General features: G+C 62.8%; 13 protein-coding genes. 6 read left to right on the top strand and 7 right to left on the bottom strand.

Annotated features, from left to right (window positions below; translation table 11 throughout):
- Positions 1 to 5: 5 nt before the first annotated feature.
- The 5 genes from MesoLj_RS26415 to MesoLj_RS26395 form a co-directional block, all read right to left on the bottom strand.
- Positions 6 to 428 carry a DoxX family protein gene (locus tag MesoLj_RS26415; RefSeq protein WP_202323094.1) on the bottom strand — a complete coding sequence of 141 codons (423 nt, stop codon included), beginning with the start codon at positions 426 to 428 and terminating at the stop codon, positions 6 to 8.
- Between the two features lie 154 nt (positions 429 to 582).
- Positions 583 to 1,005 (bottom strand): DoxX family protein, encoded by a 423-nt coding sequence (locus tag MesoLj_RS26410; RefSeq protein ID WP_140768242.1) that lies wholly within the window; start codon positions 1,003 to 1,005, stop codon positions 583 to 585.
- A gap of 176 nt (positions 1,006 to 1,181) precedes the next feature.
- Positions 1,182 to 2,579 (bottom strand): class II fumarate hydratase, encoded by a 1,398-nt coding sequence (gene fumC / locus MesoLj_RS26405; protein WP_140768240.1) that lies wholly within the window; start codon positions 2,577 to 2,579, stop codon positions 1,182 to 1,184.
- Between the two features lie 133 nt (positions 2,580 to 2,712).
- Complete coding sequence (locus MesoLj_RS26400; protein WP_202323093.1) at positions 2,713 to 3,699, bottom strand: glycosyltransferase family 10 domain-containing protein; 987 nt, start codon at positions 3,697 to 3,699, stop codon at positions 2,713 to 2,715.
- A gap of 118 nt (positions 3,700 to 3,817) precedes the next feature.
- Complete coding sequence (locus MesoLj_RS26395; protein WP_202323092.1) at positions 3,818 to 4,591, bottom strand: SDR family NAD(P)-dependent oxidoreductase; 774 nt, start codon at positions 4,589 to 4,591, stop codon at positions 3,818 to 3,820.
- A 150-nt stretch (positions 4,592 to 4,741) separates the two neighbouring features.
- On the opposite strand from MesoLj_RS26395, the gene MesoLj_RS26390 reads away from it, so the two are divergent.
- Positions 4,742 to 5,749, top strand: coding sequence for a glycosyl transferase family 90 (locus MesoLj_RS26390; protein WP_202323091.1), 1,008 nt, complete (start codon positions 4,742 to 4,744; stop codon positions 5,747 to 5,749).
- A 54-nt stretch (positions 5,750 to 5,803) separates the two neighbouring features.
- Here the strand turns inward: MesoLj_RS26390 and betI are convergent, their stop codons facing one another.
- Positions 5,804 to 6,442: a choline-binding transcriptional repressor BetI gene (gene betI, locus MesoLj_RS26385; RefSeq protein ID WP_202323090.1), complete on the bottom strand. Its 639-nt coding sequence runs from the start codon at positions 6,440 to 6,442 to the stop codon at positions 5,804 to 5,806.
- 81 nt (positions 6,443 to 6,523) lie between these two features.
- Here betI and choX point away from each other — a divergent pair, with 81 nt between their 5' ends.
- Both choX and MesoLj_RS26375 read left to right on the top strand, forming a co-directional pair.
- On the top strand, positions 6,524 to 7,462 hold the full coding sequence (choX, locus tag MesoLj_RS26380) for a choline ABC transporter substrate-binding protein (protein ID WP_202323089.1): 939 nt from the start codon (positions 6,524 to 6,526) through the stop codon (positions 7,460 to 7,462).
- Positions 7,459 to 8,289: an alpha/beta fold hydrolase gene (locus MesoLj_RS26375; RefSeq protein WP_202323088.1), complete on the top strand. Its 831-nt coding sequence runs from the start codon at positions 7,459 to 7,461 to the stop codon at positions 8,287 to 8,289. Before choX ends, MesoLj_RS26375 begins: the two co-directional genes overlap by 4 nt.
- Here the strand turns inward: MesoLj_RS26375 and MesoLj_RS26370 are convergent.
- Positions 8,286 to 9,380 (bottom strand): LacI family DNA-binding transcriptional regulator, encoded by a 1,095-nt coding sequence (locus MesoLj_RS26370; RefSeq protein ID WP_202327478.1) that lies wholly within the window; start codon positions 9,378 to 9,380, stop codon positions 8,286 to 8,288. The genes MesoLj_RS26375 and MesoLj_RS26370 overlap by 4 nt on opposite strands.
- Before the next feature lie 224 nt (positions 9,381 to 9,604).
- On the opposite strand from MesoLj_RS26370, the gene MesoLj_RS26365 reads away from it, so the two are divergent.
- The 3 genes from MesoLj_RS26365 (at position 9,605) to MesoLj_RS26355 (ending at position 13,270) form a co-directional block, all read left to right on the top strand.
- Positions 9,605 to 10,447 carry an ABC transporter substrate-binding protein gene (locus tag MesoLj_RS26365; RefSeq protein WP_140768228.1) on the top strand — a complete coding sequence of 281 codons (843 nt, stop codon included), beginning with the start codon at positions 9,605 to 9,607 and terminating at the stop codon, positions 10,445 to 10,447.
- A gap of 96 nt (positions 10,448 to 10,543) precedes the next feature.
- Positions 10,544 to 12,085 (top strand): amino acid ABC transporter permease/ATP-binding protein, encoded by a 1,542-nt coding sequence (locus MesoLj_RS36670; protein WP_140768226.1) that lies wholly within the window; start codon positions 10,544 to 10,546, stop codon positions 12,083 to 12,085.
- Positions 12,086 to 12,148: 63 nt separating this feature from the next.
- On the top strand, positions 12,149 to 13,270 hold the full coding sequence (locus tag MesoLj_RS26355; protein WP_202323087.1) for an NAD(P)/FAD-dependent oxidoreductase: 1,122 nt from the start codon (positions 12,149 to 12,151) through the stop codon (positions 13,268 to 13,270).
- The last annotated feature ends 112 nt before the right edge of the window (positions 13,271 to 13,382 follow it).

The raw sequence follows: 13,382 nt of genomic DNA, 5'->3' as shown, positions 1-13,382 counted from the left end.
GAGGCTCAGGTCGCGTCCGCACCGATGCCGAAACTGCGTCCGTCGGCCGACCAGGCTCCGGCACCGGCCATGGCCAGCGCCACGAAGCCACCCGCGATCGCAATGTCCTTCATCAGCATCTGCTGGTGCAGGAAGGCGAGCGTCGCATCGTCAGCGCCCTGGCCGTAATGGCCGATGAAGCCGGCAACGACGCAGAAGGCTGCCAGCAGCAGCGCCACGACCCGGGTCTGGAAGCCGACGAGGACCAGCAATCCGGCGATCAGCTCGAACAGGCCCGTGCCCCAGGCGGCAAGGGCTGGCAGCGGCAGGCCGAGGCCGGCGAAATAACTGGTCGTGCCGGCAATGTTGGCGAGGGCCTGGAAGCCGGACGGTACGAACAGCACGGCAAACAGCAGTCGCGAAACCAGAAGCAATGCGTTGCGGGTCATGGCCACCTCCCTTGCCGGCGCCCGATTGGGATCGAGCCGGCGCCGCGCAGCTTACGCCTGCGAAGCTGGAGCCGAAACCGAACTGGCTATTCCAGACAACGAAAAAGCGGCGCGGAAAATTCCGCGCCGCTTCTCTCAGGTATGGGAAGAAGGATTAGCCGCGCTTGGCGTCGATGGAGTAGGCGCCGGCGCCCGATGAAGCCAGCAGCAGGAAGCCGCCGGTGATGGCGAGGTTCTTGAGAAACTGGATCATCTGCATCTGGTCGGCCCAGCCGGTGTGCGCGACCAGACCGGTGGCGACGGTGAAGACAGCGAGCACCCAGGCGGCGAGCCTGGTCTGGAAGCCGACGAGGACGGCAAGGCCGCCAAGCAGTTCGATCAGACCGACGATGACGGCCGTTGCCGTTGGCGCCGGCAAGCCGAGGCCGCCGAAATAGGCGGCGGTGCCGGAAATGGCGGTGAGCTTGCCGAAACCGGAAAGCAGGAAAATGACAGCGAGCAGGATGCGGCCGAGGAGGATGGTGACAGAGCTGTTGGACGCGGTGCCGGCGCCGGCGGCTGAAGTGTTGATGGACATGGTGGCTCTCCGAATGGGTTGAATGAGCCAGAGATAGACGATGCCGACTGTTCACCAAAGCCGCCTATCTGGCGACACATTGTTCACAGTCCGTACATTTCCATGATCGGGCAAGACGCGCGAAATTCGTGTCGAAAGGCGGGGCGGCGGGAGGAAATTCTCCCGCCGAAAACACCTTATCCCGGATGCGTCATGTCCTCCGGCCGCACCAGCCGGTCATAGTCAGCCTCGCTGACCAGCCCGGTGGCCAGTGCTTCCTCGCGCAGTGTGGTGCCCTTCTTGTGCGCCGTCTTGGCGATCTTGGCGGCGTTGTCATAGCCGATGGTCGGGGCCAGCGCCGTTACCAGCATCAGCGAGCGGTCGAGGGCCGCCTTGATGTTGTCTTCGCGGGCCTCGATGCCGACGACGCAATTGTCGGTGAAGGAGACCGACGCGTCGGCGAGGAGCTGCACGGACTGCAGGAAGTTGTAGGCCATCAGCGGATTGTAGACATTGAGCTCGAAATGGCCCTGGCTGCCGGCGAAGGTCACCGCGGCGTTGTTGCCGAACACCTGCACGCAGACCTGTGTCATCGCTTCGCACTGCGTCGGGTTGACCTTGCCGGGCATGATCGAAGAGCCGGGCTCGTTCTCCGGCAGCGATAATTCGCCGAGCCCGGAGCGTGGGCCGGAGCCGAGGAAGCGGATGTCGTTGGCGACCTTGAAGAGTGCTGCGGCAGCCGCGTTGATGGCGCCGTGCGAGAACACCATGGAATCGTGTGCGGCGAGCGCCTCGAACTTGTTCGGCGCGGTGACGAAGGCGATGCCGGTGATGGCGGCGATGCGATCAGCCACCCGCTCGGCGAAGCCGACAGGCGCATTGAGGCCGGTACCGACGGCGGTGCCGCCCTGCGCCAGTTCCTGCAGTCCGGGCAGCGTCATTTCGATGCGCTTGATCGAGGAGGCGACCTGCGCCGCATAGCCGGAAAATTCCTGGCCGAGGGTGAGGGGAGTGGCATCCTGCGTGTGCGTGCGGCCGATCTTGATGATGTGATTGAAGGCCCTGGCCTTGGCGTCCAGAGCCTTGTGAAGGTGCTTCAGCGCCGGCAGCAAATCGTGCACGATGCGCTCGGCGCAGGCAATGTGCATGGCCGTCGGATAGGTGTCGTTCGACGACTGGCTCATGTTCACGTGATCGTTGGGGTGCACCGGCTTCTTCGACCCCATCACGCCGCCAAGCATCTCGATCGCCCGGTTGGAGATCACCTCATTGGCGTTCATGTTGGACTGCGTGCCGGAGCCGGTCTGCCAGACCACCAGCGGGAAATGGTCGTTGAGCTTGCCGTCGATGACCTCTTGCGCGGCCGCGATGATCGCCTTGCCGATCGCCGGATCGAGCCGCTTCAGCTCCATGTTGGCTTCCGCCGCGGCCCGCTTGACGATGCCGAGCGCGCGCACGATCGAAGCCGGCTGCTTTTCCCAGCCGATCTTGAAATTGCCCAGGGAACGCTGCGCCTGCGCCCCCCAATAACGGTCGGCTGCAACCTCGATGGGGCCGAACGTATCGGTTTCGGTTCTGGTCTTTGGCGTGCTCACGGCAAGTCTCCGGTCTGTCGATTTGGGCAAGGGCGTATCGCGTTGCACAATGGCCTTCAAGCGGAGATTGCGGGTGGTGTGAATGCAAATCGGTTGAAGGAGCATTCCTCCTTCTCCCCTCATGCCCCGGTCGTCAGCCTCCGACCTTTTTCTTCCAGCGACGCAGCCGCGTGCGCAGGAAGGAGATGCGGCCGAAAGGGAGAATTGGCCGTCCCGATGGCGGATTTGGCCGTTCTTCCCGGCGTTGACCCACAAGGTTCATCAACCGACAGAAGGCAGGGATTTCCAAGCCTTGCAGACGTTTGACGAGACTGTCGGGCAGTGGCGTCGAGCGCCAGGCAAAGTAGGTCTCGTAATCTTGCGGCGTTTCGATCAGATGCTGGAGATAGGCCGCCAGGTCCCTGGCGTTGGGGAAAGCGTTGGCGTCGATGTATGAATTTGCAGGGACGAATTCATCAACATTCGGGGCGCCAAGGTAGATCGGCACGGTGCCGGCCGCGAATGCGTCGTAGATCTTCTCGGTGACATAGTCGGGCTCTATCGAGTTCTCCGTGGCAAAGCAGAATTTGTGCCGCGCAATGGTTTCGATCTTGGTCTTCTGACCGAGATCGGGGCCGATGATCGACCGGTTGTTGAAGTGTCGGCCATAGGAATCGATCTTGATGTGGCGTGACAGTTCGGTCGCCAGATCGACGCGACCGCTGTGGTTCAGCCCGGCCGATTGAAAGAGTGCGACCGGTGCCTCTTCCGTCTTCGGCCCGATTGGTTTGGCCAATATTTCTTCCCACCATTGCTTGGGCGGAAGGTAGGGCACCCAGACGTCCGACCCGGATTCATGCGTCATCGTGAGGTCGAAGTGCTGCATGATCTTGGGATCGGCGATGCGGCTGTGGTTTTGGCGGCTCTCCATGGACCAGGCCACCCAGTATTGGCCAGGGTACTTGCAGGCGTCGCCGATTTCGCGGAAGTTCGGAATGTGGCAAACAACTGCCGCCGCCTCGGAAATCCGGCGTTTGTCCAGCGTCCACCGCCCCGGCAATTCGCAATGGATGGACCCAATGTCGACGGGCTTGCCGAAGAACGTCGTGTAGAAGAGGATCAGCGGATCGTCTGACGACATGGCGGCACGCGTGTCCGGGATATTCTCGCTCTTCGTGACAGACGCGGAATCGGACGTCGGTCAAGTACACCGGCTTGTTACACCGGCTTGTCCACGGCGCAAGACGCCAGCCCGCAGCTCACCCCGCGGTGTAGCCGCCGTCGATGGAGAAGATGCCGCCGCTGGTCCACGCCGCCTCATCGCTCGCCAGATAGATCGCGATGCCGGCCAGATCGCTCGTCTGGCCGATGCGGCCGAGGGGATAACTTCGCTCGACATAGGCCTTGAGATCGGCCTGCGCGGCCGCCGGCAGGTTCTCGATCGACCGGCGCCGCATGGCTGTGTCGACCGTGCCGGGCGCGATGGCGTTGACACGGATGCCGCGCGGGCCGAGCTCGAAGGCCAGCGATTTGGTCAGCGAGTTCAACGCGCCCTTGGACAGGGAGTAAAGGCTGGACGGCCGCTTCGGGATCATCTTGTTGGCGAAATAGGAGGAGATGTTGATGACGGAGGCGCCAGCACCAAAATGCCGCAGCAGTCCCTGGGTGAGGAAGAACGCGGCTGTCACATTGAGCGCGAAGGAGTGCTGGAATTGTGCCTCGCTTACGGTCTCGAATGGCACGAGATAGGCCACACCGGCATTGTTGACGAGAACGTCGAGCGGCCGGCCGGAGCCTTTCACGTGTTCGGCAACCGCTGCGATGCCGGGGCTTGTGGCAAGGTCGGCCGACAATGTCTCCACGGTTCCTCCTGGGCCGGCAGCCGCCAGTTTCTCGCGCGCGGCTTCGAGCTTGCCGGCGTCGCGGCCGACGATCATGACATCGGCGCCCTCGCGCAGGAACGCCTCGGCGATTGCCAGGCCGATGCCGTCCGAGCCGCCGGTCACCAGCGCATGCTTGTCTTGAAGCCTCATTTGGCGCTCCGAAGTTTTGGGTCAGGCCAGAGCACCGCATGGTCGCGGCCCGGGTCAAGCCGCGGGCCTATCCCACGGTATGAACTTCGTCAGGTGCCGACGCCGGGATTGTCTGCCCTTGCATCCGCCGCGCCAACGGGATAGCCGCGTTTGATCGAAACGGGCCGCGGCGAGCGTCTTTTGAAAATGGCACCACTCAAGAACGGACCGAAAGCGCTTCCCATGGCTGTCGATGTCGTCGAGGTTGGCAGGCGCTTTCTGCCTGGGCTCAATCGCGGCGAGATCCATTGCCGTTTCGAAGGCGGGACGCTCAAGGTGCGCTCCCGCGCTGCCTGGCTTGAGCGGCACGTGCAGGTCCTGACCTTGATCGCCGAGGCATTGGCGTCCCTGGGCGTCGAAAGCCTGCCGCCCTTCTATATGCTGCTCGGCGATACGCCGTCGCGCAGAAGGTATCGCTATTTCCGCACGCGCTTTGCCTTCTCTCAAGCCGACGGCTATGGCGAGGTAGCCGCGCCGGATTTCGTTTTCGGTGGCTGGCCGGACGCGAAGTTCGACGATTACGACCAGAAAACGCGGGCGATGGCTGCCGCCTCCGAAGAGCCGCCGCGCGATGACAGATTGTTCTGGGCGGGGCGCTGCATGAACCATGCTCGCCAGGCGATAGTCGAGATTGCAAAGGCGCGGCCGGATCTGATTGAGGCCTACAACACCGAGCCGAACTACAACACCGACATCAATCGGTATTCCGCGACCTTCAAGACAATGGAAGACCAGGTCGCCACCTACAGGTACATGATCGACGTCGAGGGTGCGGGCTACAGTGGCCGCTTCAAGATGCTGCTCCACACCAAACGGGTCGTGCTGTTGCAGGATCGGCCGTGGCGCGAGTGGTTCTTCGACGATATCGAGCCGTTTCGCCACTATGTCCCGGTGGCGCGCGACCTGTCCGATCTGGCCGAACGCATAGAGTGGCTGCGCGCCAATCCGAAACTGGAGGCCGAGATAGCCGCTGAGGCGCAGGATTTCGCCAGGACCCGCCTGACACGCGCGGCAGCGGTGGCGGCATGGGCGAGGCTCCTGAAGGATCATGCCGCCGCCGGCGGCAACCTGAAATCCGGCCTTGAGCGGCGCAAGCGCGCGACCGGCTGGCCGCCCTGACGGCGCGCCCTTCGCTTGGCATGGAATTCGGCCTACCCAAAGGCCGGGGCCGGCCTATGCGCTGACGGTAGCAGGCTGGTGCATGGCCAGCCGCGCGGCAACGAAATCCTTGACCTGGCGGATGGCCTGCTCGCGCGACACGCTGCCCGGCTCCAGGCCGAGCCGCAACCAAAGCCCGTCGATCAGCGCGGTGACGCCAAGCGCGATGTCATCGGCAACGTTGGGCGAGGTGAGGCCGTGCAGACCGGACAACAGGTTCGAGCGCATGCGCGCGTGAAGCACCTTCTGGATCCGCGCCAGCTTCTCGTCGCGCGGCACCTCGGCGCAGAGCGAAAGCCAGGCATGGCAAAGCGATGGCTGGAACAGATGCTCCTCGAAATTGCCATCGATCACCGCATCGAGGCGTTCCCTTGGCGAGCGCGCCCGACGAAGCCGGGCGACCACGGCGTCGCGCAGCACGGCGTTGGCTTCGCGCATCGCATGTTCGAACAATTCCTGCTTGTTGCGAAAATAGTGCAGCACGATGCCCTTGGAGGCGCCGGCATGGGCGGCAACCTTTTCCAGGGTCGCGCCGGCAATGCCTTCGCGCTCCAGCACCGCGAAAGCCGCTTGCCGCAACTCCTTGCGGCGTATGTCACCGAGACGCTTGAGTTTCACGGGTTCGATCCAGGCATTGCGAATCCACGTTGACATCTTCGTCCGCCTAGATCAACTATTGACCAGTGGGACAATAAAAAGACCAATTGGTCAATTGAGGACAAGAGGAGAACCGAAATGTTGCGCATCCTTGCAAATGGCGTGTGCCTTGCCGCTTTGGTGCTGGTGTCTCACGCGGCCCAGGCGGCAGAGGCCGAAGAGTGCAGGACCGTTCGCATGGCCGAGCCTGGCTGGAACGATCTCGCCTTCACCACTGGTGTGGCCAACATCCTGCTGCAAGCGCTCGGCTATCAGTCGCAGAGCGAAGTGCTCGGCATCAACGTCATCTACGAGGGCATGAAAAACAGGGATCTCGACCTGTTCCTGGGTTACTGGGATCCAGCAATGGTCACCTACTACGAGCCCTACAAGAAGGACGGCTCGATCGAGAATGTCCGCGTCAATCTCGTCGGGGCCAAATACACCTTCGCCGTACCGACCTATGTCTGGGAGGCCGGGGTCAAGGACGTTTCCGACCTGCACAAATTCGCCGACAAGTTCGGCAAGAAAATGTACGGCATCGAACCCGGTTCCAATCAATTGATGATGGACGCCATCGCCGATCCGGCCTTCGGCCTTGACGGCTGGCACGTGGTCGAGTCGAGCGAAGCGGGCATGCTCTCGGAGGTCGGCTATGAGATCAAGGAGAAGCAGTTCATCGTCTTTCAGGGCTGGGCCCCGCATCCGATGAACACCATGTACGATTTCAAATATCTGACTGGTGGCGACAAGTTCTTTGGCCCGAACTTCGGCGCCGCGACGGTGACGACGCAGGTCCGCAAGGGCTATCTGCAGCAATGTCCCAATGTCGCGCAGTTCCTGAAAAATCTCGCCTTCGACATCGATTTCGAGAATGTCGGCATGGGCTACCTGATCAATGACGGCATGAAGCCGGAGGACGGGGCCCTGAAGGCGATCACGCTGAACAAGGGCCGCCTTGACGCCTGGCTCGCCGGCGTCACCACCTTCGACGGCAAGCCCGGCCTTGCCGCGGTCAAGGAGAAGCTCGGCCTGTGACGGCGGTCGAACTGAAGGCGGCATCGGCTGCGGAGCAGGACGCATGGGCCGGCCGTAAGCAATTCGTCAATCCCGGCGGCCTCGAGATCGCCTATGTCGAGATATCGGGCGCCGAGCCGGCGCTGGTTCTGGTGCACGGCTTCACCGACACCAGCCGCAGCTTTTCGCTGCTGGCGCCGCACCTGGCCGGCCGCCGGCTGATCATGCCCGACCTGCGCGGCCATGGCGCCTCGCCGGCGGGCAAAGGTTGCGGCATTACCGACTTCGCCGATGACATTGCCGGGCTGATCCGGCATCTCCAACTCGATCGGCCTGTTGTCGTGGGCCATTCGCTGGGCGCCATGGTGGCCATCGCTCTGGCCGCGCGATACGCGGAACTCCTCGGGGGGCTGGTGGTCATGGCCGGCACGTTGAAGCCCGATTTCGCACGCAACCATCCACTCGTGACGTGTGTCCAGGCCCTGCGTGACCCGATATCGCCAGCCGACCCGTTCTATGACTGGTGGCATGCCTGCCGGTCCGATGTGCCCCAGCCGTTTCTAGCCGGCCTGGCGAAAGACGCATCGGCCATGCCCGCGGCGCGCTGGCGCGCCATTCTGGAAGAGATATGCCCGGCCGACCTGACCAGTGCGGCACAGGCAGTGCGGACCCCGACGCTGATCATCGCCGGCGCGTGCGACCCGCTGTTTGGCGAGGCGCACCAGGAGGCGCTGTTGCGCAGCCTGGCGGGGGCGAGACTTGTGCGCGCCGAAGCCTGTGGCCACAACCCGCATTGGGAGGATCCGGCCTTTGTCGCCGGGGCCATCATCGAGGCATTGGGAGCCTAACGCCGGACCAATGATCGCGAAGTTGACGAGGGCGGGCCAACGGACCCGCGCTCAAAGATCGATGTTGGCAGAATGAGTCTTTCCGCCGGGCGTGGCTCTCCCTTCAATCGCCGGATAAGCAATTCCGCGACACTCTTCCCAAGCGCGTAGACGGGCTGGTCGATGACGGTGATGGGTGGCGTTGTCACGCTCGTCCAGTCCGCATCATGGAAGGTGATCAGCGAAATGTCCTCGGGAACCCGCAAGCCGCGCTCGCGGATCACCCTGAATATCTCCAGTGCTATGACGCTGTCGGAGGCAAGGACCGCCGTCGGCCGATCCGGCCCGGACAGCATCTCGTCGGCAGCCCTGCGCGTTTCGGCGGGGCTTGTTGCACCAAGGCGGACATAACGTTCTGGCCGATCAATTCCGGCATCTCGGCACACGGTGAGGAAACCGTCGATGCGCTCGCGAACCGACGAGGTATAGATTTGCCCGAGATCGCGGTACTCGTGCCCTTCGGCGTCGACCGCGGTCACATAGGCGATCTTGCGGTGTCCGGCATCCACAAGAATGCGGGTCGCTCGCATGGCGATGCCGCGATCGTCGACCGTGACTGTATCGACATCCAGATCGGGCAGCGCCCTGTCGAGCAGGGCAAGCGGCCGGCCTGAACGATGGATGTCGCGCAGGTGTGAGATGTCACGCGATTCCGATGGCGTGACGATCAGCCCGTCGACGCGCTTGCCGATCAATAGCCGCACAGCTGCCTTTTCAACCTCGATCCGCTCGCCGGAATTAGCCAGAATGACGTTGAACCCGGCTGCCCTTGCGGCGTCGCTGATGCCACGCACCGCGAGGCTGAAGAACGGGTTCTCGATGTCGCCGACAACCACCCCGATGATGCCGGACCGGCCGGTCGTCATGCTGCGAGCCAGCTCGTTCGGACGGTAGTCCAGTGCCTTGGCCGCGGCCACGACATCAGCGCGGATCGTGTCGCTGACGACGCCGTATCCGCCGAGCACGCGCGCGGCTGTAGCCTTCGAGACGTTTGCCGCGCGGGCGACATCGCTGACCGTTATCGACGGGGTCTTGGGCGCGGTTCTTTTCATCGGATGAACGACTACAAGAGTTGTTGACGGAAGGTCAATCTGGCGATAACGATTATCAAAGAGACCGGTCTCAATCAACAAGAGACCGGTCTCTTTTAGAGAATTGCGAGCCAGGAGGCTGTGACGGAACGTCCCGCGATTGCGGTGGCGGGCGATGTCAGGCGCGAGAGTGCGGGCTCGACACAAATACCAAGAAGAACAGACCTTCAGAGTGGAGAGAAGACATGAGCAGGATAGGAATTCTCAAGTCGTTGATGTCACCGGTGCGGACCGGCGCAATGGCTCTTATGGCCGTGTGCATCGGCGCCGGCTTGCTTTCGACAGCCGCCGCCGCGGATGACAATCCCTACGGTCTTATTGATGCGAAAGTCATCAGCGTTGGGACCATGGGCGATGCCAAACCCTACGCTTTCACCCAGGCGGATGGCACCTTCACCGGTTTCGACATCGAACTGTTCCGCAACGTCGCGAGCCGCTTGGGATTCAAGCCGGACCAGGTGATCTTCACCGGCCAGGAATTCTCGGCGTTGATGCCTTCGGTTGCGAACGAGCGCTTCGATGTCGCGGTCGCGGCAATCGGCACGACGGAAGCGCGCAAGAAGACCGTCGACTTTTCCGACGGGTATCTTGCAGGCTATCTCTCCGTGCTGACCGCCGACAAGGCGATCACGTCGGCGGAAGGGCTCAAGGGCAAGCGCCTCGGCGTCGTGCAGGGGACGCTCCAGGAAATCTACGCGGCGAAGAATTTTGTCGGAACCGATCTCGTCAAATTCCCCGACAACAATTCTGCCGTTTCAGCACTCAACAACGGAACCGTCGACGCGCATTTCCTCGATTACGAGGCCGCCAAGGACTATGGCGTTCGCTATCCGAACCTGAAGATCGCGGTCAATATTCCTTCCTTTGACGCACCCGCCGGCTTCGTGGTGCGCAAGGGCAACGACAAGTTTCGCGAGGCATTGAACACCGCCCTTCATGCGGCCATGCAGGACGGCACCTGGAAGACGCTCTACGAGAAGTGGTTCCCCGGTTCGCCGATGCCCGACCAGTATCTCCCCAAGAAGTAATCGCACCCGGCCGCCGGCTTTCACACCGGCGGCCGGGCCTTATGCTGCCGCACTCGATGGCGGACGATGCGGACAGCGCAACCGAAAGGGGTGCGAATGGACTGGCTTGAAAACCTGCGGCGCAGTTTCCTCGACTGGCAGGCCATGGCGGACGTGCTGCCCAGCATGATCACCATCGGATTGAAGAACACGTTGATCCTCGCGGCCGCGTCCACGGTACTGGGTGTCGTTCTCGGCATGATCCTGGCAGTCATGGGCATCTCGCAATCGCGCTGGCTGCGCCTTCCCGCCCGGGTCTACACCGATATTTTCCGTGGCCTTCCGGCGATCGTCACCATCCTGCTGATCGGCCAGGGCTTTGCCCGCATCGGCCGTGAAATCTTTGGGCCTTCGCCTTATCCGCTCGGCATTCTCGCCCTCAGTCTGATCGCCGGCGCCTACATCGGCGAAATCTTCCGCTCGGGTATCCAGAGCGTCGAGCGCGGGCAGATGGAGGCCTGCCGGGCGCTCAGCATGAGCTACGGCCAAGGCATGCGCCTGATCGTGATACCGCAAGGCGTCCGCCGTGTCTTGCCGGCCCTGGTCAACCAGTTCATCGGCAACGTCAAGGATTCGAGCCTCGTCTACTTCCTCGGCCTACTCGCATCGGAGCGCGAGATTTTCCGTGTCGGCCAGGACCAGGCGGTGGTCACCGGAAACCTCTCGCCATTGCTTCTGGCCGGCGTGTTCTATCTCGTCATCACTGTGCCATTGACCCACATGGTCAACTACATCGACAACTCGCTGCGGGCTGGAAAGCAGAAGGCCGGCCACGTCACCAGCGGTCTTGCCGAGGTCGATGAACTGGAAAACGCCGTCAGCAATCCACCTGCGCAGAGCGGTCTTGAGGACAATTCCGCGCTTCCCCGCTTCAAGGGCGGCAGTCTCACCATCACCGATCTCGACATGGCCTATGGCAATCTCGATGTCCTCAAGGGCGTCAGCCTGGCGGTCAAGCCAGGGACGGTCACCTGCGTCATCGGCCCGTCAGGGTCGGGCAAGTCGACCTTGTTGCGCTGTCTCAACCGCTTGGTCGAACCCAAGGGTGGTGACGTGCTGCTCGATGGCGCGAGCATCCTGGCGATGAAGCCTGAAAAACTGCGCCGGCGTGTCGGCATGGTTTTCCAGCATTTCAACCTGTTTCCGGACCATACAGCCCTGGAAAACGTCATGCTGTCGCTGACCAAGGTCAAGGGCATTCCGGTGCAGGAGGCCGAGCGCATCGCCGAGGCGCGCCTTGCCGATGTCGGGCTCGCCGCCCGCAAACACCATCGTCCCGGCGGTCTTTCCGGTGGACAGCAGCAGCGCGTGGCGATCGCCCGCGCGCTTGCGATGGACCCGGAGGTTATCCTGTTCGACGAGGTGACGAGCGCTCTCGATCCTGAACTGGTGAAGGGCGTTCTCAACCTGATGGCGGACCTCGGCCGGCGCGGCATGACAATGGTCGTGGTGACGCATGAAATGGGCTTTGCCCGCAAGGTCGCCGATCAGGTCGTCTTCATGGATGAAGGCCGCGTCATCGAGGCCGGCACGCCCGCCGCGATCTTCGACACTCCGAAGAGCACGCGTCTGAAGCACTTCCTTGCCGAAGTGCTTTGATCCCACGATCGCAGCCCCTGAGACGGTCGCCCGATCCAACCTCCACCAGTGAAAGAATATCCCATGGCTACATCACGTTCGGTCTCAAAGGTCGTTGTTGTCGGGGGCGGCATTTTCGGTGTCTCCTCGGCCGTTCATCTTGCGAGGCTCGGGATCGAAACCGTTCTGGTCAATGATGGACCGCTCGCCAAGGGAGCTTCCGGCCGCTCGCTCGCCTGGCTGAATTCCGCGCGCAGGCGATCGGCGGAGTATCATCGCCTGCGCATGATCGGTATCGACCGCTACCGCACGCTGTCGGCAAGATATCCGGATGCTGCCTGGCTGCGCTTTGACGGCGGCCTGACATGGGATGCCGATGACGCCTCGAACGAGATCGCGGATGTCTTCGCCCATGAAAAGGGCCTCGGCTATGACGCGCAACATCTGTCCGCGGGCGCGATAGCTTCAGCCACGCCCGGCATCGCTGCAAGCGCCGTCACGCCTCAAGGCGCGATCTTCAATCCGGGCGAGGGTTGGGTCGACCTGCCGTCGCTGATCGAGATATTGATCGCGGAATTCCTGCAGCGCGGCGGGCAGCTGGTCACCGACGCCGGAAGCGCCGCGGTCACGGTCATCGACGGCCGCGCCACTGGCGTCACCACGACAAGCGGCGCCAGCTTCGCTGCCGATGCGGTACTGCTGGCGACCGGCGGCGACGTGCCGCGAATGGTTGCGGTCACCGGCAAGCATATCGCCGACGGAACGCCGATCGCGCTGCTGGTCAGGACCAGGTCGGTCGACTTGCCCCTCCGGGCCGTGCTCAACACACCGCGCGTCGCCATCCGCCCGACGCCGGACGGAGCCCTCGTGCTCGATTCCGCCTGGTCGGAAGAAGAGGTGACCGTCAATTCCGACGGCACCTATGGCGTGAAGGGTTCGACCGTCCAGGGGCTTCTCGATGAAGCCTCGAAGGTTCTCGAAGGCCATCCGAAACTGGAACTGGAAAGCTACGGCGTCGGCCCCAAGCCGATCCCCGGCGACGGCGAGCCGGTCTTCGGCCAACTGAAGGACATTCAGGGATATTACGTCGCCTTCAGCCACAGCGGCGCAACGCTTGGCCTGATTGCGGGCGAACTGCTCGCCGGCGAGATCGCCAGCGGCACTGAGCATCCGCTGCTTGCGAACTTCCGTCCAAGCCGCTTTTGATCAGACTAGTTCAAACGCTTCCTGCGCTTCATTTCAATTTCCACTCATGCGTCAGGGGCACGCACATCGACTGACGACATCGCCGAAACTGGACGGACGGACGCCGCTTGTG

Source organism: Mesorhizobium sp. 113-3-9, assembly GCF_016756515.1.
GTDB lineage: Bacteria > Pseudomonadota > Alphaproteobacteria > Rhizobiales > Rhizobiaceae > Mesorhizobium.
This window is presented reverse-complemented; position numbering and strand designations above follow the sequence as displayed.